This window comes from Pseudomonas sp. B40(2017) (assembly GCF_002112855.1).
GTDB classification, from domain to species: Bacteria; Pseudomonadota; Gammaproteobacteria; order Pseudomonadales; family Pseudomonadaceae; genus Aquipseudomonas; species Aquipseudomonas pharyngis.
The window spans coordinates 65,949-87,487 of record NZ_NEIT01000008.1; the positions used below are offsets into that span (position 1 = coordinate 65,949).

Consider the following 21,539-nt stretch of genomic DNA (forward strand, 5'->3'; position numbering starts at 1 on the left):
ATCCTCATAAACGGATCGACAGGCCGTCGGCCAGAGATTGGCGATACGCGCGCCAGGCCGGCACGCTGCCCATCAGCAGCGCGGCCGCCAGAATGCCACCGAGCAGCGTCCATTCATACTCGCTTGGCCAGGCCAGCGGCAGATACAGACCGTAATTGGCCTGCACATAACCCTGTGCCGCAGCGATGCCGACGTACAGCAACGCCAGTCCGGCGATCACCCCGGTCAGCGCCAGAGCGAACGCTTCCAGCACCAGCAGACTTGCGATATGCCACGGCCGCGCGCCCACCGAACGCAGGATCGCCATCTCGCGGCGGCGTTCGTTGAGGCTGGTGAGAATCGCCGTGAGCATGCCGATCAATCCGGTCAGCACCACGAACAGCGAGACCACGAACAACGCTTTTTCGGCGGTGCTCATCAGGCTCCACAACTCCTGCAAGGCCACGCCCGGCAGAATCGCCAGCATCGGCTCGCCACGGAACTCGTTGATCTCCCGTTGCAGGGCGAAGGTCGAGATCTTGCTGTTGAGGCCGAGCATGAACGCGGTGATGGCTTGCGGCGTCAGGTCCATGTTGCGTGCCTGATCGGCGCTGATCCGGCCGTTGCCACGGGCCGGCACACCGTTGTGCCAGTCGATGTGAATCGCCTCCATGCCGCCGAGGCTGATGTGCAGCGTGCGGTCCACCGGGGTGCCGGTGCGCTTGAGAATGCCGACCACGGTGAACGGCTTGTCGTCGTGCTTGACCAGACTGATCGCCGCCACGCCATGGGCCAACACCAGTTTGTCGCCGAGCTTGTAATGCAGCGCTTCGGCCACTTCGGCACCGAGCACCACTTCGAACGGATCGGTGGCGAAGGCGCGGCCATCCGCCAGTTGCAGATGCTGCTGGCGACCGTACTGGTAATGCTCGAAATAGGCTTCGGTGGTGCCCATCACCCGGTAGCCGCGATGGGAGTCACCGAGGGACATCGGAATCGCCCACTTCACCTTCGGGTTGCTGGCGAAGTGTTCGAAGCTGTCCCAGCGGATGTTGTTGGTGGCGTTGCCGATGCGGAACACCGAATACAGCAACAGGTTCACCGAGCCCGAGCGGGCGCCGACGATCAGGTCAGTGCCGCTGATGGTGCTGGCGAAACTGGCTTTGGCTTCAGTTCGCACCCGCTCGACTGCCAGCAGCAGGCAGACAGAAAGCGCGATGGCGAAAGCAGTGAGCAGGGCGGTGAAACGCCGGTTGGCGAGGCTGGCCATGGCCAGACGGAACAGATACATCTCAGACCTCGGCAGACGTGGCGGCGCGATTGAGTTCGGCCAGGGACAGGTGACGGTCGAACAGCGGCGCGAGGCTCTGGTCGTGGCTGACGAACAACAGGCTCGAGCCGGCTTCGCGGCACTCGGCGAACAGCAGACGAATGAAGTTTTCCCGGGCGTCGTAATCCAGTGCCGAGGTCGGTTCGTCGGCGATCACCAGTTCCGGTTGCCCGATCAATGCACGGGCAGCGGCGACCCGTTGCTGCTGACCGATCGACAGCGAATCGGCGCGGCGACTCAGGAGGCTTTCGTCCTTCAAACCCAGGTGGGCGAGCAGGGTGGCGGCGGCCTGATCAACGCTGCCGTGACGCTGTTTCGCACGCTCGGCGCGCAGCTTCGAAAAGTGGCACGGCAACTCGACGTTCTCGCGCACCGAGAGAAACGGCAACAGGTTGAACTGCTGGAAAATGTAGCCGGTGTGATCGACGCGAAAGCGATCACGGGCGCCGGCACCCAGTTCGGTCAGTTCCTGGCCGAGCAGGCGAATGCTGCCGCGACCGGGTTTCTGCACCCCGCCAAGTAGGCCGAGCAGGGTGGTCTTGCCGCTGCCGCTGGGGCCCTTGAGGAACAGGGTTTCGCCGGCTTCCAGGCGAAACGCCGGGATGTCCAGCAGCGGCGGGTGACCGGGCCAGTTGAAGCCCAGGTCGGACAGTTCGATGAGTGCTTGGGTCATGGCGCCGTTTCGTGTCAGAACTTCAGGGCGGCGGCCTTGGCCGTCACTTCCGTGCCTTGCTGGCCGCTCGGGCCGATCAGTTGTACCTGAATTTTCTGGGTGGCCGGGAAAGTAGTGAACAGGTTCGCCAGATCCAGGGTTTTCAACGCACCCGGTGCCGCACAGCTGAACTGGTAGTGGGCGTGGATTTCGCTGTGGTCGTGATGATGCTCGTGACCGTCCTTGCCGGCCTCCTCTTCGTCGTGGTCGTCGGCATCCGGCTTGTCGCCGAACAGCGGGCTTTCCAGCTCCTGGCTGGTGACTTTGCAACCGGCGGCGGCCGGCAGGCTGAACAGAGCCTGCGGTTTTTCCAGTTGCGCGCGGGCGGCGGCGACCTTGGCCTTGTCGGCATCGCTGGTGGCGACGTGTTCAAAACCCACAAGGTTCATCGCCGGGCTTTCCAGCTCCAGCTCCAGGGTCTGGCCGTCGAGCGCGGCGTTCAGGCGTCCAACGCCATGTTCGTGGGCAGCGAGGCTGCCGTGCTCATGGTCGTGATCATGCTCATCGGCAGCCTGGGCGATGGCCAGCGGCAACAGGGCAAACGGCAAAGCGAGCAGCAGACGACGCATGGCGGTCTCCGGGAAGTAAAGTGAAGAGTTTGTTATGTAATCTTATAACGAAAGTGCGCAGAGTTTGCCCGCCCGCTTGGCGTTACACAAGTCCCATGGGAGCATGCAGGTCAGAAATGTGCGGGAGAAAGCTTATGTTGCGGATACGCGGAACCGTCGGCGACTTGCCGGTGGATTTGACCCTGGAACTGGATGAAAGCGACTGGGCGCGGCTCGGTTCGCAGTTTGGCGTGCAGGTGCAGGCCGCTCAGCCACAGACCGCAGCGGCGCCAGTGGCGAAACCTGTGAATCAGGACGATGCGTTGTGGCAGGTCGCCAGGGATTTGCTGCGCAAGGCCGGACAGCTCAGCGGCCCGGATCTGCTGGATCAGCTCGAAGGGCTGACCGGCAGCGCAGCGGCGGGCAAGCGCTTGCTGGTGCGTCTGCGTCATTCGGCAGATGTGAAGGTGGCGAGCGGCGGGGATACGCCGCTCTACAGCTGGATCGAGTAAGGGGGTTAGTACAGCGCGGCAAACACCTTGCGCCGGTAAGCGGTCACCAGCGGGTGATCGTTGCCCAGCAGTTCGAACACTTGCAGCAAGGTCTTGTGCGGCAGACCTTCGCCGTAGCTGCGGTTGCGGATGAACAGCTTGAGCAGTGCGTCCAGCGCCGCTTCGTATTGCTGGCGGGCCAGTTGCTGGATTGCCAGTTGATACACCGCTTCATCGTCCTGCGGGTTCTGCGCCAGACGGCTTTTCAGGTCGGCAGCATCTGGCAGGTCACGGGCCAGGCCGAGGAACTTGATCTGCGCCTTGGCGCCAGCCAGCGCGGCTTTGTGCTCATCGCTCTTGACCGCGTCGAGCACGGTTTGCGCTTCGCCCAGTTCACCGCGTTCGGTCAGGCAGCGAGCGTAGAGGATCAACGCCTTGGCGTTGGTATTGTCTTCGCCCAGCAGCGTGACCAATGTCGCTTCCGCGTCGGCGTAGCGGCCCTCGTCAAACAGTGCCTGAGCCTGTTCGAATGGATCGGCAGCCGACGGCGCGGGCATCTGTACATGGGGTTCGAGCAGGGCGCGCACGGCGGATTCCGGTTGCGCGCCGGCAAAGCCGTCTACCGGTTGGCCGTCCTTGAACAGCACCACGGTCGGCAGGCTGCGGATGCCGAAGCGGGCGACAATGTCCTGCTCGATATCGCAATTGACCTTGGCCAGCAGCAACTCGCCCTGATAGCTCTCGGCGATGCCTTGCAGCATCGGCATCAGCGCCTTGCACGGCGCACACCATTCGGCCCAGAAATCCACCAGCACCGGTTTTTGAAAGGAAGCCTCGATCACCGACTGGTCGAAGTCGGCCGTCGTGGCGTCGAAGATGTACGGCGTTTGCTGACTCATGGGGTATCTCGTAAAAGCGTGAATGGGGCAACTATACGGTCAGGCGCGGGCCGCATGGTAGAGGCTGACATGGCGAAACTCTTCGGGCTCGGCCAGATCCGGCAGGGTCATGGCTTCGAGCATTTCGATGCGCCGGTACAGTGGGTGACGGAAATCCCGAACCCGCGAATCCGCCACCAGCGCTTCGCGGCCACGGCTCAGGAAGGCGTCGAGCAGCGGCAGGTTTTCCCGGTCGTACAAGACGTCGGCCACCAGGATCAGATCGAAGCGATCCGCCTCGGCGAAAAAATCCGTGGAATAGCTCATTTGTACATCATTGAGTTCGGCATTCGCCCGACAGGCGGCAATCGCCAGCGGGTCAAGGTCGCAGGCCACCACTTCCAGCGCGCCGGCCTTCACCGCCGCGATGCCGGCGATCCCGGAACCGGCGCCGAAATCCAGTACGCGTTTGCCCCGGACCCACTCGGGGAATTGCGCGAGATAGCGCGCCACCGCCAGACCGCTGGCCCAGCAGAAACTCCAGTACGGCGGTTCATGCAGGATTCGTTGGGTTTCTTCCTGGCTGAATTCACGCGCCATGTTGTCGCCATCGATCAGCCACAGCTGCAAATCGGTGTCCGGCAATGTGCAGGCTTTCAGTCGGGCGTCGCCGAGCAACTCGCCCAGCGACTGTTGCAGGTCTGACGGGGCATTCATGGGGCTTTGACAAATTGCAGCTGGCCCAACGCCTGGGTGGTTGGCTGAGTGATGGTCTGCGACGGCAGGTGCAGGATCAACTGGCCGGACTGGCTGGCGCGGCCGCGCAATTCAACCCGGGCGCCAACCGGGAAGGATTCGGGGTTGAAGCGCAGGTGAAACGGCAGAATCTGGTTGTTGCCGATCAGGCTGGAACTGGCGAGCAATTGTTGCGGGCGATCCTTCTCGTCGATCACCAGCAGCGCCAGTTCGACTTCGGCACCGGCCGGCACGCCTTGCAGGGTGCCGCTCAGTTCGCGTTGATACGCGGGCAGCGGGCCGAGATCAGCAGCTTCCCGGGCTTTTTTCTGCGCCTGTTGCGGCGCCGGGCCCGGCGTGGGTGGCTGAGGCTTGGGCGCGTCGCTGCCACAGGCCACCAGCAGGCTGAAAACACTGAGCAAAACGAGCGGTCGTAGGGACATTGGTGGCTCCAGCAAAATGAAATCCATGGATCAATCGATCATGGCAGTCTGTATACCGCAAAGCCTATGGCTTGTCTTGCCACCGGGATGCGCTACCATGGCCCTCCCTTTTTTTGTTGCCAGCCACCATGCACTGTCCCTTCTGCGGTGCCAACGACACCAAGGTCATCGACTCGCGTCTGGTCGCCGAGGGCGAACAGGTGCGCCGCCGGCGTGAATGCCTGGCCTGCGGCGAACGTTTCACGACGTTCGAGACGGCCGAACTGGTGTTACCGCGCCTGATCAAAACCGACGGCAGCCGCCAACCGTTCGACGAAGAAAAACTCCGCGCCGGCATGCAACGCGCCCTGGAGAAACGTCCGGTGAGCGTCGAGCGCCTCGAATCCTCGCTGGTCCATATCAAACACAAGCTGCGCGCCACCGGCGAGCGTGAGGTCAAATCCCTCGTGGTCGGCGAACTGGTGATGGCCGAGCTGCAAAAGCTCGATGAAGTCGCCTACATCCGTTTCGCCTCCGTGTACCGCCGCTTCCAGGACCTCAACGAATTCCGCGAAGAGATCGACCGCCTCGCCCGCGAACCGGTGAAAGAATGACCACCGCCGCCGAGCAGGCCATCCTCGACGCTCACTTCATGGCCCGGGCCCTGGAGCTGGCGCGCAAGGGGCATTACACGACGCACCCCAATCCACGGGTTGGCTGCGTGATCGTGCGCGACGGGCAGATTGTCGGCGAAGGCTGGCATGAACGCGCCGGCGAACCCCACGCCGAAGTCCACGCCCTGCGCGCCGCCGGTGAACTGGCCCGGGGCGCCACGGCTTACGTCACCCTCGAACCTTGCAGCCACCACGGCCGTACGCCGCCGTGCGCCGATGCGCTGGTGAATGCCGGTGTTGGCCGGGTGGTCGCGGCGATGCGTGATCCCAATCCTCAAGTCGCCGGACGCGGTCTGCAGCGTCTGGCCGATGCCGGCATCGCCACCGAAAACGGCGTGCTGGAAGCTGAGGCGCGCAAGCTCAATCAAGGTTTTTTGAAGCGCATGGAACACGGCTTGCCGTTCGTGCGGGTCAAGTTGGCCATGAGTCTCGATGGCCGCACAGCGATGGAAAGCGGTGAGAGCCAATGGATCACCGGCCCTGCCGCGCGTTCGGCGGTGCAGCGTCTGCGCGCCCAAGCCAGCGTGGTGCTGACCGGCGCCGACACGGTGCTGGCCGATGGCGCACGCCTGACCGTTCGCGGCGATGAGCTGGGGCTGGATGCCGAACAAACCGCACTGGCCCTGAGCCGCCCGCCGCTGCGGGTATTGATCGACGGGCGTCTGCGGGTGCCGCTGGATGCGCCGTTCTTCAAGGCCGGCCCGGCACTTGTCGCCACGTGTGTGGCCATCGAAGAGCAGTACGCCCACGGCCCGGAATGCCTGATCGTGCCGGGCGATGACGGTCAGGTCGATCTGCACCAGTTGCTGGTCGAACTGGCCAACCGTGGCGTCAACGAAGTGCTGGTCGAGGCCGGCCCGCGACTGGCCGGCGCGTTTGCCCAGCTCGGACTGGTCGACGAGTTCGTGATCTTCATTGCCGGCAAGTTCCTCGGCTCCACGGCGCGTCCGCTTCTGGACTGGCCGCTGGCCTGTATGAAGGATGCGCCGGAGCTGAAAATCACTGAAATTCGCGCGGTTGGCGATGACTGGCGAGTCACTGCCATCCCTGTCCCATCGGCGAGCGTATAATTCCCGGCCATCGCGTTAGCGCTGGCTTCGTTCTCAAGGAGAACCCCATGTTTACCGGCATCATCGAATCCATCGGCAGTATCCGCGCACTGACCCCAAAGGGCGGTGATGTGCGGGTGCATGTCGAAACCGGCAAGCTCGACCTGAGCGACGTCAAACTCGGCGACAGCATCGCGGTCAATGGCGTGTGCCTGACTGCGGTTGAACTGCCGGGCAACGGCTTCGCCGCCGATGTCAGTCGCGAAACCCTCGACTGCACCGCCATGAATGACCTGAAAAGCGGTAGCCCGGTCAACCTGGAAAAAGCCCTGACCCCGACCACCCGTCTCGGCGGCCATCTGGTCAGCGGTCATGTCGACGGTGTCGGCGAAGTGGTTTCGCGCAGCGACAATGCCCGCGCCGTGGAATTTCGCATCCGCGCGCCGAAAGAGCTGGCCAAGTACATCGCCCACAAAGGCTCGATCACCGTCGACGGCACCAGCCTGACCGTGAACGCGGTCGATGGCGCCGAATTCCTGCTGACGATCATCCCGCACACCCTGAGCGAAACCATCATGGCGTCCTACAAGCCAGGTCGCCGGGTGAACCTGGAAGTCGACCTGCTGGCGCGTTATCTGGAGCGTCTGCTTCTGGGCGACAGGGCCGCTGAGCCTGACTCTTCACAAAAGCTTGGCGGTGGCATCACTGAAAGCTTTCTGGCCGCCAACGGCTACCTCAAATCCTGACTGAAGGGGGTGCCTTGTGGCGCTCAATAGCATCGAAGAACTGGTTGAAGACATCCGCCAAGGCAAGATGGTCATCCTCATGGATGACGAAGACCGCGAGAACGAAGGCGACCTGATCATGGCCGCCGAATGCTGCAAGGCCGAGCACATCAACTTCATGGCCAAATACGCCCGTGGCCTGATCTGCATGCCGATGAGCCGCGAGCGCTGCGAAACCCTGAAGCTGCCGCTGATGGCTCCGCGCAACGGTTCCGGTTTCGGCACCAAGTTCACCGTCTCGATCGAAGCGGCCGAAGGCGTGACCACCGGCATTTCCGCCGCTGACCGTGCGCGCACCGTGCAAGCGGCCGCCGCGAAAGACGCCAAGGCCGAAGACATCGTCAGCCCGGGCCACATTTTTCCGCTGATGGCCCAGGCCGGTGGCACCCTGGCCCGCGCCGGCCACACCGAAGCCGCCTGCGACCTGGCGCGCATGGCCGGTTTCGAGCCGAGCGGCGTGATCTGCGAAGTGATGAACGATGACGGCACCATGTCCCGTCGCGCCGAGCTGGAAGCCTTCGCCGCTGAACACAACATCAAGATCGGTACCATCGCCGACCTGATTCACTACCGGATGATCCACGAACGTACCGTTCAGCGGATTGCCGAACAGCCGCTGGACAGCGAACTGGGCCAATTCAACCTGGTGACCTATCGTGATTCGGTGGAAGGCGACGTGCACATGGCACTCACCTTGGGCACCGTTTGCGCCGAAGAGCCGACCCTGGTTCGCGTGCACAACATGGACCCGCTGCGCGATCTGCTGATGGTCAAGCAACCGGGCCGCTGGAGTCTGCGCGCCGCCATGGCTGCGGTCGCCGAGGCCGGCAGCGGTGTGGTGCTGTTGCTCGGTCACCCACTGGATGGCGACGTGCTGCTGGCGCACATCCGCGAAACCGGCGATCAGGCCGCACCGAAAAAACCGACCACCTACAGCATCGTCGGTGCCGGTTCGCAGATCCTGCGTGACCTCGGCGTGCGTAAAATGCGTTTGATGAGCGCGCCAATGAAGTTCAATGCGATATCCGGTTTCGATCTGGAAGTTGTAGAATACGTGCCCTCCGAATAATGACCGGTTGTTTCCGGCCCTGTATTCGCGGCAAATAAATCACTGAGGGACGCGAAACAGACGCGTCCCGGCTCTTTAAGAGATCTGACGAATGACCCTGAAGACCATCGAAGGTACCTTCATCGCCCCTAAAGGCCGCTACGCTTTGGTAGTGGGCCGCTTCAACAGCTTCGTGGTTGAAAGCCTGGTCAGCGGTGCAGTTGATGCCCTGGTTCGCCACGGCGTGAGCGAAAGCGACATCACCATCATCCGCGCACCTGGCGCCTTCGAAATCCCGCTGGTTGCGCAGAAAGTCGCCCAGAAAGGCGAGTTCGCAGCAATCATCGCCCTGGGCGCGGTCATTCGTGGCGGTACTCCGCACTTCGAATACGTAGCGGGCGAGTGCACCAAGGGCCTGGCCCAGGTGTCCATGGAATTCGGCGTACCGGTCGCTTTCGGCGTCCTGACCGTTGATTCCATCGAGCAAGCCATCGAACGTTCCGGCACCAAGGCCGGCAACAAAGGTGCTGAAGCTGCCCTGTCCGCTCTGGAAATGGTCAGCCTGCTGGCGCAGTTGGAGGCCAAGTGATTAGCGACGAAAGCGATCGTTTCAACCCGCGCGATCCGAAACCTGCGGATGCTGGCAAGCCATCGAAGAGCGCCAAGCGCCGCGAAGCCCGTCAGCTCGCGACCCAGGCCCTGTATCAATGGCACATGGCTCGGCAATCGTTGAACGAGATCGAAGCGCAGTTCCGGGTCGATAACGATTTCACCGATGTCGACGGGGCTTACTTCCGCGAAATCCTGCACGGGGTTCCGCAGTTCAAGACCGAAATCGACACCGCGCTCACGCCTTGCCTGGACCTGGCGATCGAAGAGCTGGACCCGGTTGAACTGGCAGTTCTACGCCTGTCTACCTGGGAACTGCTCAAGCGCGTCGACGTGCCGTACCGAGTTGTGATCAACGAAGGTATCGAGCTGGCCAAGGTGTTCGGTTCGACCGACGGCCACAAGTTCGTCAACGGCGTGCTCGACAAGCTGGCTCCGCGCCTGCGTGAAGCTGAAGTAAAGGCGTTCAAGCGCTGATCCGCGCTTGAATACTTTTTCTCAGCCATGGGCGAGTTTGAGCTGATCCGCAATTTCTTCGCCGCCGCGCCTTGTGCGCAGGGCGGCGAAGGCGTTGCACTGGGGATCGGTGACGACTGCGCCTTGCTGGCGGTCCCTTCCGGGGAACAGCTGGCGGTTTCCACCGATACGCTGGTGGCCGGCGTGCATTTCGCCGATCCCTGCGATCCGTTTCTGCTCGGTCAGCGCTCGCTGGCCGTGGCGGTCAGCGACCTCGCTGCCATGGGCGCCTCGCCCGTCGCCTTTACCCTTGCCCTGACCTTGCCGACGGTGACCGCCGATTGGCTGCAAGCCTATGCCCGCGGTTTGAACCGAATGGCGCAAGGCTGCGGCGTGGCACTGGTCGGCGGCGACACGACCCGCGGGCCGTTAAGTCTGACCGTCACTGTGTTCGGTCGCGTCCCGGCCGGTAAAGCGCTGACCCGCAGCGGCGCGCAGCCGGGCGATCTGCTGTGTGTCGGCGGTGAGCTGGGCAATGCCGCCGGGGCCCTGCCGCTGGTGCTGGGGCAGCGAGACGCCGAACCACACATCGCCCAGCCGCTGCTTGATCATTACTGGTCGCCGCAACCGCAACTCGCTCTCGGTCAGGCCCTGCGTGGCAAGGCCACTTCGGCGCTGGATATCTCCGATGGGCTGCTCGCCGATTGCGGTCACATCGCATTGGCCTCGAAGGTTCGACTCGAAGTCGAGCGCGAGCGCGTTCCGTTGTCGGAGGCGCTGGTGGCGTTTCTCGGTCAGCGTGGCGCCGAACGTGCGGCCTTGAGCGGTGGCGATGATTACGTGCTGGCCTTCACCCTGCCGGCCGTCGAGTTGCCGGCGCTGCTCGCCGATGGCTGGTCGATCCATGTGATCGGCCGCGTGACGCAAGGGCAGGGCGTAGTGCTGCTGGATCGCGACGGGCACGACATCACCCCGCAAATCCGGGGTTATCAACATTTTCAGGAGTCACCGTGACAGATCACCCGAAACAGGTTCCGGCCGAATTCGTTCCGCCGTCGGTCTGGCGCAATCCCTGGCATTTCCTCGCGTTCGGCTTTGGCTCGGGCACCTTGCCCAAGGCGCCGGGCACTTGGGGCTCGTTAGTTGCGCTACCCTTTATCCCGTTGTGGCAGATGCTGCCGGACTGGGGTTACTGGCTGATGCTCGGGATCACCATGTTGTTCGGCTTCTGGCTGTGCGGCAAAGTGGCCGACGATCTGCGGGTGCACGACCACGAGGGCATCGTCTGGGACGAAATGGTCGGGATGTGGATCACCCTCTGGCTGGTGCCGGAAGGCTGGTACTGGTTGCTCGCCGGGTTCCTGGTGTTCCGCTTCTTCGACATTCTCAAACCGTGGCCGATCCGCTGGATCGACCGGCATGTTCACGGCGGCGTCGGCATCATGCTCGACGACGTGCTGGCCGGCGTGTTTGCCTGGCTGGCGATGCAGGGACTGGTGTGGATTTTCGCCTGATTTCCGGGCGTGGAGGAGGGACGCAGGGATGACTCGACGCTGGTTGGCGATAGTGGTTTTGACCTTGCTTGGTGCCGTGGCCCAGGCACAGGACGCATCGCCGTCGGTCATTCACCTGGCCAGCGAAGACTGGGAAGACTACACCGCCGCCGACGGCCATGGCCTGGCCTGGGATGTGTTGCGCAAAGTGTTCGAGCCGGCCGGCGTGACCCTGGATATTCGCACCGTGCCCTACACTCGTTCAGTGGGGCTGGTACAACTGAAGGAAGTCGATGCACTGGTCGGTTCCTATCGCGGCGAAGCCGAGCAGGTGCTGTACCCGAAATGGAATTTCGATTCCGACCACATCTACGCGCTCGGCTTGGCCAGCAATCCTTCGCCGACCCAGGCGACCCTGGGCAAGTACCGACTGGCCTGGGTGCGAGGCTATCGCTACGAAACCTATCTGCCGAACGTCAAACGCTTCAACCAGATCGAGCGCCGCACCGGGATCCTGTCGATGCTCAAGCAGGGGCGGGCGGATTACTACATCGATGCGCTGACGGAAATCGAAGCGGTGCTGCGAAACGCCGCCGATCCATCGCCGTACCGTTATTCGCATCTGGCAGAGTTGCCGCTGTACCTCGGCTTCGCCGACACCCCGCAAGGCCGGGCGCTGATGTCGATCTACGACCAGCGCATGGAGCAACTGGTGAAAAGCGGCGAGTTGAAGCCGATCTTCGAGCGCTGGAAGCAGCCATATCCGTTCGAGTAAAGGCGATAGCGACGAGCCTGTCATCAAACTTTTTGATAGTTATCCCCGATAATTCAGCCTAAGCGCCTGTAGGAACCTGCTGTTACAATGCCGCCCAGCGAATCTCGGACTTTTCAGATCAGGAGCACACCGGTGCCTGTCGTTTTTGTCGCCGCTTCCAAGCTGCCAACGCCTTTTGCGCAATTCACCATGCACGGTTTTCTCGATGAAGCCACCGGCCGCGAGCACGTCGTGCTGAGCCTGGGCGAGATTGCCGACGGTGCCCCGGTACTCGGCCGTCTGCACTCCGAATGCCTGACCGGCGATGCCTTGTTCAGCCAGCGTTGCGACTGCGGCTCGCAACTGGAAGGCGCCCTCAAGGCCATCGCTCGGGAAGGCCGTGGTGTGTTGCTGTACCTGCGTCAGGAAGGGCGCGGCATCGGTCTTTTGAACAAGATCCGTGCCTACGAATTGCAGGACGGCGGCGCCGACACCGTTGAAGCCAACGAGCGTCTGGGCTTTGCCGCCGACCAGCGTGACTACGCCATGTGCCTGCCGATGCTCGAGCATCTGGGCGTCAAATCCCTGCGCCTGATGACCAACAACCCGCGCAAGGTCAAAGCCTTGACCGATATGGGCATTGTCGTCGCCGAGCGCGTGCCGCTGCACACCGGCCACAACCCGCACAACAAACTCTATCTGGCGACCAAGGCCAGCAAGCTCGACCACATGATGGGCAACGAGCATCAGGGCGAGGTAGACCGGGCGTGACCCGCGGGCAAGTGCGGCGCCGTCTGTCGATCGCCTGGTGGAAATACCTGGCGCTGGCGCTGTTGCCGCTGTTCGTGATCAACGCTGTATTCGGTCAGGGCGAGGCAATTCTGCCGGTGCTGGCGATGCCTTTCTTTATCGCGGGCGTGGCCTCCATGTTTGTCAGCCTGAAGTTTTTCGGCCGCTACAAGCATGCGCTGATCGCCACGCAAAAAGCCCTCGATACCCCTGACGAGCCCGCCGCCTGGATCGCCCTGGCGGCCTGCCTTCGCAGTGCATTCGTGGTCGCGGCGCTGCCGGCATGGATTGGCGCGCTGGCGGTGTTTGTCGGCCTTGAAGCGGTGCCGCTGATGTTGCTGGCGCTGTCCACGGCGGTGCTGTTCTACCTCTACCGTATCCCGCGTCAACTCGCCTGATGCGTCGTCTCTGGCTGGCGGTTCTGCTGCTGATCGTCAGCGGTGAAACGCTGGCCGCCCTGCGGGTGGTCAGCCTCGCGCCATCTCTGTCTGAAATCGTGGTTGAACTGGATTCGGCGGATCTGCTGGTCGGCGTGCTGGATGCCGGTGAGCGGCCATCCGCGATCAAGGACGTGCCTTCGGTGGGGCGTTACGGCCAGCTCGACATGGAACGGCTGCTCAGCCTCAAACCTGACTTGTTGCTGCTATGGCCCGGCAGTGTTGGCCCGGCCCAGCGCGATCAGCTCAAGCGTCTGAACATTCCGACTTTCGTTGCCGAGCCCCACAGTCTCGAGCAACTGACCGCGCAGATTGAAGCCATCGCGACACAGCTGGGTCGCCCGGAGCGTGGGGTTGAACGGGCCGCCGAGCTACGGCGCAACCTCGATGAGCTGCGCCAGCGCTACAGGCGGGAAGCGCCGCTGCGGGTGTTCTATCAAGTCTGGGACAAGCCGCTGTACACCGTCGGTGGCGGACAGATCATCAGCGATGCGCTTGAAGTGTGCGGCGCACGCAATGTGTTTGCCGACTTGAGTCTGCCGGCGCCGCAGGTGAGCATCGAGGCCGTTTTACAGCGTGATCCCGAAGTGATTCTGGCCGGCGATCAGCTGCAACTGGACGCGTGGAACGCCTGGCCGCAGGTGGCAGCGGTCAAGCACGGGCAATTGCTGCTGGTCACCGACAAAGGCCTTGAACGCCCGAGCGGGCAGATGATCGAAGCCACCGCCAAGCTCTGCCAGCTGATCGCGCCAGACCGCTGAGACCGAGGTGAATTCTTCGCGAGCAAGCCCGCTCCCACATTTGGAATGCGTTCCCCCTGTGGGAGCGGGCTTGCTCGCGAAGAGGTCAGTCAATGCAGCGCAAGTTCTGGATCAGAGTAGCGGTGTCCAGGTTACCCCGAACATGAACGCCCGCCCCTCCTCGCGATAGCCATACTGACTGCCGTCATGGCTGTACAACGCCCGGCTGTAACCCTTGTCCAGCAGGTTGTCGACCTTGAAATCCAGTTTGATCTCGCGGTTCAGCGCCCAGCTGCTGCGCAATCCGAGCAGCGCATAACCGCCCAGTGGTTGCTGATTGTTCAGGTCGTCGTAGCTACTGCTGACGGCCTGCCAACTGGCGCCGAGGCCGAGGCGATCAAATTGCCGATCCAGATCCCAGCTCAAGGTGCGACGGGCACGACGTGCCAGGGTGTGGCCGGTGTCGCGGTCGCGGGGATCGATGATCGCTACGCCGAGGTTGCTCTGCCAGCCCAGCAGTTCCTGTTTCAGGGTCGCTTCGAAGCCATTGATCCGCGCCGAGGCGACGTTTTCCGGGCGGGAGTTGCTGCCGAAGATGATCGCGTCTTCCAGATCGGTCCGATACAGCGAGGCTTCGAGGCGAGTGCTGTCGCTCAACTGGCTGCGCCATTGCAGTTCGTAGCTTTTCGAGGTTTCCGGTTTCAGGTCGGGGTTGCTGAAGTCCGGGTAATACAGATCGTTGAAGGTCGGCGCGCGGAAGCCTTCGCTGTAGCTGAGCAGCAGATCGTTGTCCGGGTTGACCGGCAAGGTCAGCGTGCCGCTCCAGCTGCTCTGGCCGCCGAACTGCTGGTTGTCGTCACGACGCAGGCCCAGTTCGGTAGAGAAGCTGTCGGCCTGGAAGCGATGCTGGATGAAGGCTGCGCGGTTCCAGCGGCTGTCTTCGTCGAACGCGGTGCTGCTGTTGACCCGGTCTTCGTACCAGTCGCCGCCAAGGATCAGGCTGTTGCGCGCATCGAGGGTCAGGTCGTTCTGCCAGGTCACCGAGTCGCGGTAGGTGTTGAACACCGAGCGTTCGACGCTGAGTTTGTCGAAGGACTTCTCGCGGTTTTCGCTGTGGCCGAGTTCCAGGCGCGACTTCCAGCGCTCGTTGAGCCGAGCGTCGATGTAGCTGCTGAAACTGCTGACGGTGAAATCGCTGTAAGGCTGCTGCTGGAGGGAGTCGAAGGTCTCCGGGTCGAAGCGGCCGAACGGGTTGTCGAACTCGCTTTTGCCACGGTTATCCAGCAGGTTGGCGCCGACTTCGATGTCATCGGTCAGCGCATGGCTGAGGCTCAGGCTGATGGACTTATTGCGGTAGGCGTCGTGGTCGCTGTCGCTGGGATAGGATTCGTGGGTGCGATCAAGGCCGGCGGTTTCATCGAGGCTGGCGCCGAGGTTGAAACGGGTTTTCTCATCACCTCCGGACAGACCGACACTGCGCTCCCAGGTCTGGTGGCTGCCGAAGCCCACATGCATCCGCGGCTGCAAGCCCTGTTCGCCGCCGCGTCGGGTGAAGATCTGAATCACCCCGCCAATTGCATCGCTACCGTAAATCACCGAACGCGAACCGCGCAGCACTTCCACGCGCTCGATCTGTTCGATGTTCAGGTGTTGCAAGTTGCTGTCGCCGGACGTCGAATTGCCGATGCGTTGGCCGTCGACCAGCACCAGGCTTTGCGCCGATTGCGTGCCACGAATGTAGATCCCCGGCAGACTGCCGCGCCCGCCGGTTTGCGCCACTTGCACGCCCGGCACCCGTTGCAGCAGATCGGTGACGCTGCGCGGTTGCAGGCGCTCGATGTCTTCGCGGGTGAAAACCGTATTGGCGGCACTACTGTCGTTGCGCGCTTCGACTTGGCGGTTGGCGCTGATCAGCACGTCCGGCAGCTTCAGGGCCTGATCGCGTTCGAAGGTGTCGGCGAGGGCGTTGGCGGTTGGCAGCAGCAGGAGGGGCAGGGCGACGCGCGAGAGGTTCATCGGTATTCCGTAGGTCTTTCAGGTGTACACAAATCAAATGTGGGAGCGGGCTTGCTCGCGAAGGCGGTTTGTCAGTCAACTCATCATCGACTGATCCGACGCTTTCGCGAGCAAGCCCGCTCCCACATGGGGTTTTGCGTGTATCTAGCGAGTTAGCGGTTAAGCAGTTCCAGGCGCTCACGCACCGCCGCTTCAATCCCGGCCTCGTCCAGCCCGCACTCGGCCAGCATCTGCGCCGGTTTGGCGTGCTCGACGTAAACGTCCGGCAAGCCCAGGTGCAGCACCGACTTGAGGATGTTTTCGCGGGCGAGGAACTCGCTGACCGCGCCACCGGCGCCGCCCATGATCGCGTTTTCTTCGATGGTCACCAGCAGATCGTGGCTGTTGGCAATCTCGCGCACCAGCGCTTCGTCCATCGGCTTGACGAAACGCATGTCGACCACGGTCGCGTCCAGCGTCTCGGCGACCTTCAGGGCTTCGGCCATTTGCACGCCGAACACCAGCAGGGCGACCTTGCTGCCCTGACGACGCACCACGCCCTTGCCGATCTCGATCGGTTCAAGGTCTTTCTCGATGGTCGCGTTCGGGCCAGTACCGCGTGGGTAACGCACCGCCGCCGGGCCGTTGTAGAGGTGGCCGGTGGTGAGCATTTTGCGCAATTCGTTTTCGTCGCTCGGGGTCATGATGACCATGCCCGGGATGCAGCGCAGGTACGAAAGATCGAAGCTGCCGGCGTGGGTCGGGCCGTCTTCGCCCACCAGACCGGCGCGGTCGATGGCGAACAGCACATCGAGGTTCTGCACCGCGACGTCATGCACCAACTGGTCGTAACCGCGTTGCAGGAACGTCGAGTAGATCGCCACCACCGGTTTCGCGCCTTCGCAGGCCATGCCGGCAGCGAGGGTCACGGCGTGTTGCTCGGCAATCGCCACGTCGAAGTAGCGCAGCGGGAAACGCTCGCTGAACGCCACCAGATCCGAGCCTTCCTTCATCGCCGGGGTGATGCCCACCAGACGCGGGTCGGCAGCAGCCATGTCGCACAACCATTCACCGAACACGCCGGAATACTTCGGCCCGCCGGCCTTCTTCGGCGCAGCGGCCGGGGCGTCCAGCGGTTCGAGTTTGGTGATGGCGTGGTAACCGATCGGGTCAACTTCCGCCGGGGCGAAGCCTTTGCCTTTCTTGGTGACGATGTGCAGGAACTGCGGGCCTTTCAGATCGCGCATGTTGCGCAGGGTGGCGATCAGGGTCGGCAGGTCGTGGCCATCGATCGGACCGATGTAGTTCCAGCCCAGTTCCTCGAACAGGGTGCCGGGGACCAGCATGCCTTTGGCGTATTCTTCGGTACGACGGGCGATTTCCCAGGCGCCGGGCAGGCGCGACAGCACTTTCTTGCTGCCTTCACGCATGCTCGCGTAGGTGCGGCTGGAAAGGATTTTCGCCAGATAGTTCGACAGCCCGCCGACGTTGCGCGAGATCGACATGTCGTTGTCGTTGAGGATCACCAGCATGTTGGCGTCGACTTCCGGCGCGTGGTTCAGCGCCTCGAACGCCATGCCGGCGGTCAGTGCGCCGTCGCCGATCACCGCAATCGCCTTGCGATCGCTGTTCTGCAGGCGGGCGGCGATGGCCATGCCCAGCGCGGCACTGATCGAGGTGCTGGAGTGGCCGACGCCAAAAGTGTCGTACTCGCTCTCGGAGCGGCGCGGGAAGGCGGCGATGCCGTCCTTCTGGCGCAAGGATTCCATGCGCTCGCGACGACCGGTGAGGATCTTGTGCGGATAGGCCTGATGACCGACGTCCCACACCAGCCGGTCGTCCGGGGTGTCGAAGACGTAATGCAACGCGATGGTCAGCTCGATGACGCCCAGGCCGGCACCGAAATGCCCACCGGTCTGGCCGACCGTGTAGAGCAATTCCAGGCGCAACTCATCAGCCAGGGTTTCCAGCTCGGCTTCGCCTAACCGGCGCAGGCCGTCCGGCGTGTTAGCGCGGTCGAGCAGGGGCGTGGTCGGGCGCTTGCGGGGAATCTCATGAAACGTCGTGGGCATCAGGCGAATCGTTATAGGTATAAAAGATGCGGCAGTTTACCTGATGCATCGCCCCCTGCCCACGCGTTGGTCTTTTTTGGCAGATAAGCCTTCAGTTGCGCCGGTCGACGATATACCGGGCCAGATCGCGCAACGGCTCGGCAGCCGCGTCAAACGGTCGCAGCGCGTGCAGGGCCTGATCGCGCAGTTCCAGCGCGTAAGCCTTGGCCGCTTCGAGGCCGAGCAAAGCCGGGTAGGTCGGCTTGTCACGGGCAATGTCGGCGCCCTGGCGTTTGCCGAGGGTTTCGGTATCGCTTTCGACGTCGAGAATGTCGTCCTGGACCTGGAATGCCAGGCCGATGGCCTGTGCATAAGTCTGCAGGGACTTGAGTTCATCCCTCTCGGCACGGCCGCTGGCCAGGGCGCCGAGCTTGACGCTGACTTCGATGAGCGCGCCGGTCTTGTGCCGGTGCATCTGTTCCAGGGCTTTCTGATCAAGCTTGAGGCCGACCGAACCGAGGTCGATGGCCTGACCGCCGACCATGCCGGCCGGGCCCGCCGCGTGTGCCAGCGCTGTGACCTGCTGCAGGCGGATGTCCGCGCTCAGGTCGCTCAGACGCGGGTCGAGCAGGGCGCTGAACGCCAGACTCTGCAAACCGTCACCGGCCAGAATCGCGCAAGCTTCGTCGAATTTCTTGTGGGTGGTCGGCTGGCCGCGACGCAGATCATCGTCGTCCATCGCCGGCAAATCGTCGTGCACCAGCGAATACGCGTGGATCAGCTCAACCGCACACGCCGCGCCGTTGGCCTGTTCGGCCTTGCCGCCGAGGGCTTCGCACGCCGCGTACGCCAGCAGCGGACGCACGCGTTTGCCGCCGTTCATCACGCTATAGCGCATGGCTTCATAAAGGCGCGCCAGTTCTGGCAGCGGGGCGTTGAACAGGGTTTCCAGTGCCGCGTTGACCCGCGCCTGGCTGGTGGCCGAATACGCTGCAATCATTCTGGCTGATCCGCGTCGAAGGGTTCCTCGGCGAGTTCGCCATCGCGCTCCAGCAACACCTGGACTTTCTGCTCGGCCTGGGCCAGCGCCGCCTGGCAGTCACGGGTCAGGCCGATGCCCTGCTCGAAAGCGGTCAGCGAGTCTTCCAGCGACAATTCACCGTTCTCCAGACGCTCCACCAGCGTTTGCAGGTCGGCGAGGGACTGTTCGAAATCCAGTGCAGCTTTTTTGCGGGCCATGGCGGCTAATTCCGGTTGACGTTAAACCGGCGCGACACTAGCAGATAGGGGGGGTATGGGCAAATGAGCGGGGCGTGGATCACTCCGCGGATTTGCCAGGAAAACTTATCTGATAGCGCGTGCTGCGCCCACCACCGGGCAGGCGTTCGAGACAACCTTTTTCCAGCAGCTCCGCCAGATGTCGGGTCGCCGTGGCCTTGGAGACTTTTGCCACGGCCTGATACTGCGCCGCACTGATACCGTGCTCGAAACCACGTTCACCACCGTCGAGCAGGCGATTGAGCACTTTGATCTGCTCCACCGACAGCTCGGATTCGCGATGCGTTTGCCAGAAGCGTGACTTGCCCAGTACGCCTTCAATCCGCGCGATGGCCTGTTGCAGGCTGCGCAGCAGGGTTTGCAGGAACCATGCGAGCCAGGCGGTGATGTCCATCGTGGCTTTCTGGCTGGATTCCAGAATCCGGTAATAGCCTGCACGATCATCGAGAATGCTGGCGGACATCGCATAAAAGCGAATCGCCTGCGCTTCGCCCTGGGCCAGTGCCAGATCGGTGAGGGTGCGGGTAAGACGGCCGTTGCCGTCGTCGAACGGGTGCAAGGTGACGAACCAGAAATGCGCGATGCCTGCTCGCAGCAAAGGATCGAGGCCTGCCTGATGCCGACTGGCGTCGAACCATTTGAGAAAACTGTCGAGTTGTCGCTCGAGGCCTTGTCGCGGCGGCGCCTCGAAGTGCACGGTCGGGCGGTCGATTCGCCCGGAAACCACCTGCATCGGCTCATCGCCGCGTAATGCACCGACATTGATTGCTCGCGAAAGGAAACCACTCTCCTGTTCTGGAAACAGCCATGAGTGCCATTCCAGCAATCGTTCCAGCGTCAGCGGTTCGGCAAAACGTTGAGTGGCATCGAGCATCAGTTGCGCAAGCCCCTCGCTGCGCTTGCTGACTTTGTCGCCATCCGGTGATTCCAGCCCCAAACGTCGAGCCAATGAAGAGCGCACGGATTCGACATTCAACTGCTCCCCCTCGATGGCCGAGGAGGTCACGATGTTCTGCAGCAACGCGTCCAGCTCAGTCTGAGCGCTCAGTGAATTGCCCACTGAGCGCGCCATGCCCATCAATTGTCCCTGCGCTTGAACGCATTCGCGCAACAGCGCAGTGAGACGCTCTGCCTGCCAGTTGAAGTCGGGCCAATCGGGCTGCTGCCAGATCCAGTGAGTTGCCATGAAATGCCGTTCCTGAGTGCGTGAGCCGAATAGAAACGCTATTCGGCTCATTTCGTGAGCCGAATATGACGCCTATTCGGCTCATCGTCCACTGAACGCCGTGATTCTCACCGCAAAACCAGATGTATCCGATTGTTAAAAAACTGCCGAATCGCTAACCTTCGCGCCTTCTACGACCCGACAGTCACGGGTCTTTCAGACGAAACGCAGTTTTCACCGCTGTGAAGTACCGAGGATCGGGTGCAAGGTTTCGTCAGGCATGGCAGGAGGCATCACATGCGTTCACTTCTTTTGCTGCTGATCGGGTTGGCCTGCGCACCCGCGCTGCTGGCAGCGCCGAGTGCGGAGTTGTCGGAGCCTGTTGGCGGCTGGCGCTATCACGGGCTGCTCGATCGCACGGAAAACCCGCAGGTCGCCTATCCCACGCCGCCCATCGATCGCGGCATCCAGCGCAATCGCACGATGATCCAGGGCCAGCTCAAGGCGATCGGGCATCTGCGTCCGCCGCACAGCCTGGCGGTGAATGGCAATCCACTGAATCTGTACACCGACGACGATGGGCGTTTCGCCCGGCCGTATGCGTTCGGCGCCGGCTCCAACAGCGTCGAAGTGATCAGCGCCGACGGCCAGCCGCTCAAGCGCGTTCAATTCTACGAAGCCAATAACCTGCGCACGCCGGCGCGGATCCGCGTGGTGCTCGGTTGGGATGACCCTAAAGCCGAACTCGACCTGCACGTCATTACGCCTGACGGCCAGCACGCCTTCTGGGCGCGCCCGGCGATGAGCAACGGCGGCGGCCTCGATCCGGACGGCGTCGACGGCCCCGGCCCGGAAATGTTCACCATGACCGCGCCGCTGCACGGCACCTATCTGGTTTACGTCAACTATTGGGGCAACTTCGGTAACGGCGGCTATAACTTCGAGGAGACCAGCAACCAGAACGAGGTCATCACCTCGCAAATCACGCTGGTGCTCAACGAAAACACCGTCGACGAAAAACGCGAAACGTTCATCGTGCCCCTGCGGGCCATCGGTGATCTGCTGCTGGTCAAGACTTTCAACTATTAAGCATCCCGCCACGGATGAACTCGGGTTCTGGA

The 21,539-nt window shown here is 62.7% G+C and carries 25 protein-coding genes; 14 read left to right on the top strand and 11 right to left on the bottom strand.

Annotation, left to right across the window (positions count from 1 at the left end; all coding sequences use genetic code 11):
- Positions 1-4: 4 nt before the first annotated feature.
- From CAF76_RS23015 to CAF76_RS23025, 3 genes are read right to left on the bottom strand one after another with little or no spacing between them, the layout of a single operon-like run.
- The gene (locus CAF76_RS23015) at positions 5-1,270 is read right to left on the bottom strand and encodes an ABC transporter permease (RefSeq protein WP_085648658.1); all 1,266 of its coding nucleotides are present in this window, start codon (positions 1,268-1,270) and stop codon (positions 5-7) included.
- 1 nt (position 1,271) lies between these two features.
- A complete protein-coding gene (locus CAF76_RS23020; protein WP_064599743.1) occupies positions 1,272-1,982 on the bottom strand; it encodes an ABC transporter ATP-binding protein in 711 nt (236 codons plus the stop codon).
- Between the two features lie 14 nt (positions 1,983-1,996).
- Positions 1,997-2,590, bottom strand: a complete 594-nt coding sequence (locus tag CAF76_RS23025) for a DUF2796 domain-containing protein (protein WP_064599741.1) — start codon at positions 2,588-2,590, stop codon at positions 1,997-1,999.
- 134 nt (positions 2,591-2,724) lie between these two features.
- Here CAF76_RS23025 and CAF76_RS23030 point away from each other — a divergent pair, with 134 nt between their 5' ends.
- Complete coding sequence (locus CAF76_RS23030; RefSeq protein WP_085648659.1) at positions 2,725-3,081, top strand: hypothetical protein; 357 nt, start codon at positions 2,725-2,727, stop codon at positions 3,079-3,081.
- 5 nt (positions 3,082-3,086) lie between these two features.
- Here CAF76_RS23030 and trxA read toward each other — a convergent pair whose 3' ends face one another.
- From trxA to CAF76_RS23045, 3 genes are read right to left on the bottom strand one after another with little or no spacing between them, the layout of a single operon-like run.
- Positions 3,087-3,959 carry a thioredoxin gene (gene trxA / locus CAF76_RS23035; protein WP_007955581.1) on the bottom strand — a complete coding sequence of 291 codons (873 nt, stop codon included), beginning with the start codon at positions 3,957-3,959 and terminating at the stop codon, positions 3,087-3,089.
- A gap of 39 nt (positions 3,960-3,998) precedes the next feature.
- Entirely contained in the window at positions 3,999-4,655 is a 657-nt protein-coding gene (locus tag CAF76_RS23040; RefSeq protein ID WP_039771928.1) for a methyltransferase, read from the bottom strand.
- Entirely contained in the window at positions 4,652-5,116 is a 465-nt protein-coding gene (locus tag CAF76_RS23045; RefSeq protein ID WP_011336139.1) for a YbaY family lipoprotein, read from the bottom strand. The genes CAF76_RS23040 and CAF76_RS23045 overlap by 4 nt, the downstream gene beginning before the upstream one ends.
- A 128-nt stretch (positions 5,117-5,244) precedes the next feature.
- Between CAF76_RS23045 and nrdR the strand changes: the two genes are divergently transcribed.
- From nrdR to CAF76_RS23105, 12 genes are all read left to right on the top strand, one after another.
- Entirely contained in the window at positions 5,245-5,709 is a 465-nt protein-coding gene (nrdR, locus tag CAF76_RS23050) for a transcriptional regulator NrdR (protein WP_003228656.1), read from the top strand.
- Positions 5,706-6,839 (top strand): bifunctional diaminohydroxyphosphoribosylaminopyrimidine deaminase/5-amino-6-(5-phosphoribosylamino)uracil reductase RibD, encoded by a 1,134-nt coding sequence (gene ribD, locus CAF76_RS23055; RefSeq protein WP_085648660.1) that lies wholly within the window; start codon positions 5,706-5,708, stop codon positions 6,837-6,839. Before nrdR ends, ribD begins: the two co-directional genes overlap by 4 nt.
- A 47-nt stretch (positions 6,840-6,886) precedes the next feature.
- Complete coding sequence (locus CAF76_RS23060; RefSeq protein WP_064599735.1) at positions 6,887-7,564, top strand: riboflavin synthase; 678 nt, start codon at positions 6,887-6,889, stop codon at positions 7,562-7,564.
- Positions 7,565-7,580: 16 nt separating this feature from the next.
- The gene (ribBA, locus tag CAF76_RS23065) at positions 7,581-8,672 is read left to right on the top strand and encodes a bifunctional 3,4-dihydroxy-2-butanone-4-phosphate synthase/GTP cyclohydrolase II (RefSeq protein WP_039771922.1); all 1,092 of its coding nucleotides are present in this window, start codon (positions 7,581-7,583) and stop codon (positions 8,670-8,672) included.
- A 91-nt stretch (positions 8,673-8,763) separates the two neighbouring features.
- Positions 8,764-9,240 (top strand): 6,7-dimethyl-8-ribityllumazine synthase, encoded by a 477-nt coding sequence (ribE, locus tag CAF76_RS23070; protein ID WP_003228649.1) that lies wholly within the window; start codon positions 8,764-8,766, stop codon positions 9,238-9,240.
- Entirely contained in the window at positions 9,237-9,737 is a 501-nt protein-coding gene (nusB, locus tag CAF76_RS23075; protein ID WP_024014489.1) for a transcription antitermination factor NusB, read from the top strand. The genes ribE and nusB overlap by 4 nt, the downstream gene beginning before the upstream one ends.
- 27 nt (positions 9,738-9,764) lie before the next feature.
- Positions 9,765-10,730 (top strand): thiamine-phosphate kinase, encoded by a 966-nt coding sequence (gene thiL, locus CAF76_RS23080; RefSeq protein ID WP_085648661.1) that lies wholly within the window; start codon positions 9,765-9,767, stop codon positions 10,728-10,730.
- The gene (locus tag CAF76_RS23085) at positions 10,727-11,230 is read left to right on the top strand and encodes a phosphatidylglycerophosphatase A (protein ID WP_007910933.1); all 504 of its coding nucleotides are present in this window, start codon (positions 10,727-10,729) and stop codon (positions 11,228-11,230) included. Before thiL ends, CAF76_RS23085 begins: the two co-directional genes overlap by 4 nt.
- A 28-nt stretch (positions 11,231-11,258) precedes the next feature.
- On the top strand, positions 11,259-11,984 hold the full coding sequence (locus CAF76_RS23090) for an ABC transporter substrate-binding protein (RefSeq protein ID WP_064599730.1): 726 nt from the start codon (positions 11,259-11,261) through the stop codon (positions 11,982-11,984).
- Between the two features lie 132 nt (positions 11,985-12,116).
- Positions 12,117-12,734, top strand: coding sequence for a GTP cyclohydrolase II (gene ribA / locus CAF76_RS23095; RefSeq protein ID WP_007955551.1), 618 nt, complete (start codon positions 12,117-12,119; stop codon positions 12,732-12,734).
- On the top strand, positions 12,731-13,150 hold the full coding sequence (locus tag CAF76_RS23100; RefSeq protein WP_064599728.1) for a hypothetical protein: 420 nt from the start codon (positions 12,731-12,733) through the stop codon (positions 13,148-13,150). Before ribA ends, CAF76_RS23100 begins: the two co-directional genes overlap by 4 nt.
- Positions 13,150-13,950 (top strand): cobalamin-binding protein, encoded by an 801-nt coding sequence (locus tag CAF76_RS23105; RefSeq protein WP_085648662.1) that lies wholly within the window; start codon positions 13,150-13,152, stop codon positions 13,948-13,950. The genes CAF76_RS23100 and CAF76_RS23105 overlap by 1 nt, the downstream gene beginning before the upstream one ends.
- 111 nt (positions 13,951-14,061) lie before the next feature.
- Here CAF76_RS23105 and CAF76_RS23110 read toward each other — a convergent pair whose 3' ends face one another.
- The 5 genes from CAF76_RS23110 to CAF76_RS23130 all read right to left on the bottom strand — a co-directional run bounded on the left by CAF76_RS23110 (position 14,062) and on the right by CAF76_RS23130 (position 20,439).
- Positions 14,062-15,945 carry a TonB-dependent receptor domain-containing protein gene (locus CAF76_RS23110; protein WP_085648663.1) on the bottom strand — a complete coding sequence of 628 codons (1,884 nt, stop codon included), beginning with the start codon at positions 15,943-15,945 and terminating at the stop codon, positions 14,062-14,064.
- A gap of 152 nt (positions 15,946-16,097) precedes the next feature.
- Positions 16,098-17,996 (bottom strand): 1-deoxy-D-xylulose-5-phosphate synthase, encoded by a 1,899-nt coding sequence (dxs, locus tag CAF76_RS23115; protein ID WP_085648664.1) that lies wholly within the window; start codon positions 17,994-17,996, stop codon positions 16,098-16,100.
- A 91-nt stretch (positions 17,997-18,087) separates the two neighbouring features.
- A complete protein-coding gene (gene ispA / locus CAF76_RS23120) occupies positions 18,088-18,975 on the bottom strand; it encodes a (2E,6E)-farnesyl diphosphate synthase (protein WP_085648665.1) in 888 nt (295 codons plus the stop codon).
- A complete protein-coding gene (locus CAF76_RS23125; RefSeq protein WP_007894317.1) occupies positions 18,972-19,214 on the bottom strand; it encodes an exodeoxyribonuclease VII small subunit in 243 nt (80 codons plus the stop codon). The genes ispA and CAF76_RS23125 overlap by 4 nt, the downstream gene beginning before the upstream one ends.
- Before the next feature lie 79 nt (positions 19,215-19,293).
- Positions 19,294-20,439, bottom strand: a complete 1,146-nt coding sequence (locus CAF76_RS23130; RefSeq protein WP_085648666.1) for a Fic family protein — start codon at positions 20,437-20,439, stop codon at positions 19,294-19,296.
- Between the two features lie 276 nt (positions 20,440-20,715).
- Here CAF76_RS23130 and CAF76_RS23135 point away from each other — a divergent pair, with 276 nt between their 5' ends.
- Entirely contained in the window at positions 20,716-21,507 is a 792-nt protein-coding gene (locus CAF76_RS23135; RefSeq protein ID WP_085648667.1) for a YfaP family protein, read from the top strand.
- Positions 21,508-21,539: the final 32 nt, after the last annotated feature.

Coding starts and splice junctions, on each gene's coding strand:
- CAF76_RS23015 (WP_085648658.1), bottom strand. CDS start 1,270: ATGTATCTGTTCCGTCTGGCCATGGCCAGCCTCGCCAACCGGCGTTTC.
- CAF76_RS23020 (WP_064599743.1), bottom strand. CDS start 1,982: ATGACCCAAGCACTCATCGAACTGTCCGACCTGGGCTTCAACTGGCCC.
- CAF76_RS23025 (WP_064599741.1), bottom strand. CDS start 2,590: ATGCGTCGTCTGCTGCTCGCTTTGCCGTTTGCCCTGTTGCCGCTGGCC.
- CAF76_RS23030 (WP_085648659.1), top strand. CDS start 2,725: ATGTTGCGGATACGCGGAACCGTCGGCGACTTGCCGGTGGATTTGACC.
- trxA (WP_007955581.1), bottom strand. CDS start 3,959: ATGAGTCAGCAAACGCCGTACATCTTCGACGCCACGACGGCCGACTTC.
- CAF76_RS23040 (WP_039771928.1), bottom strand. CDS start 4,655: ATGAATGCCCCGTCAGACCTGCAACAGTCGCTGGGCGAGTTGCTCGGC.
- CAF76_RS23045 (WP_011336139.1), bottom strand. CDS start 5,116: ATGTCCCTACGACCGCTCGTTTTGCTCAGTGTTTTCAGCCTGCTGGTG.
- nrdR (WP_003228656.1), top strand. CDS start 5,245: ATGCACTGTCCCTTCTGCGGTGCCAACGACACCAAGGTCATCGACTCG.
- ribD (WP_085648660.1), top strand. CDS start 5,706: ATGACCACCGCCGCCGAGCAGGCCATCCTCGACGCTCACTTCATGGCC.
- CAF76_RS23060 (WP_064599735.1), top strand. CDS start 6,887: ATGTTTACCGGCATCATCGAATCCATCGGCAGTATCCGCGCACTGACC.
- ribE (WP_003228649.1), top strand. CDS start 8,764: ATGACCCTGAAGACCATCGAAGGTACCTTCATCGCCCCTAAAGGCCGC.
- thiL (WP_085648661.1), top strand. CDS start 9,765: ATGGGCGAGTTTGAGCTGATCCGCAATTTCTTCGCCGCCGCGCCTTGT.
- CAF76_RS23090 (WP_064599730.1), top strand. CDS start 11,259: ATGACTCGACGCTGGTTGGCGATAGTGGTTTTGACCTTGCTTGGTGCC.
- CAF76_RS23105 (WP_085648662.1), top strand. CDS start 13,150: ATGCGTCGTCTCTGGCTGGCGGTTCTGCTGCTGATCGTCAGCGGTGAA.
- CAF76_RS23110 (WP_085648663.1), bottom strand. CDS start 15,945: ATGAACCTCTCGCGCGTCGCCCTGCCCCTCCTGCTGCTGCCAACCGCC.
- dxs (WP_085648664.1), bottom strand. CDS start 17,996: ATGCCCACGACGTTTCATGAGATTCCCCGCAAGCGCCCGACCACGCCC.
- ispA (WP_085648665.1), bottom strand. CDS start 18,975: ATGATTGCAGCGTATTCGGCCACCAGCCAGGCGCGGGTCAACGCGGCA.
- CAF76_RS23125 (WP_007894317.1), bottom strand. CDS start 19,214: ATGGCCCGCAAAAAAGCTGCACTGGATTTCGAACAGTCCCTCGCCGAC.
- CAF76_RS23130 (WP_085648666.1), bottom strand. CDS start 20,439: ATGGCAACTCACTGGATCTGGCAGCAGCCCGATTGGCCCGACTTCAAC.
- CAF76_RS23135 (WP_085648667.1), top strand. CDS start 20,716: ATGCGTTCACTTCTTTTGCTGCTGATCGGGTTGGCCTGCGCACCCGCG.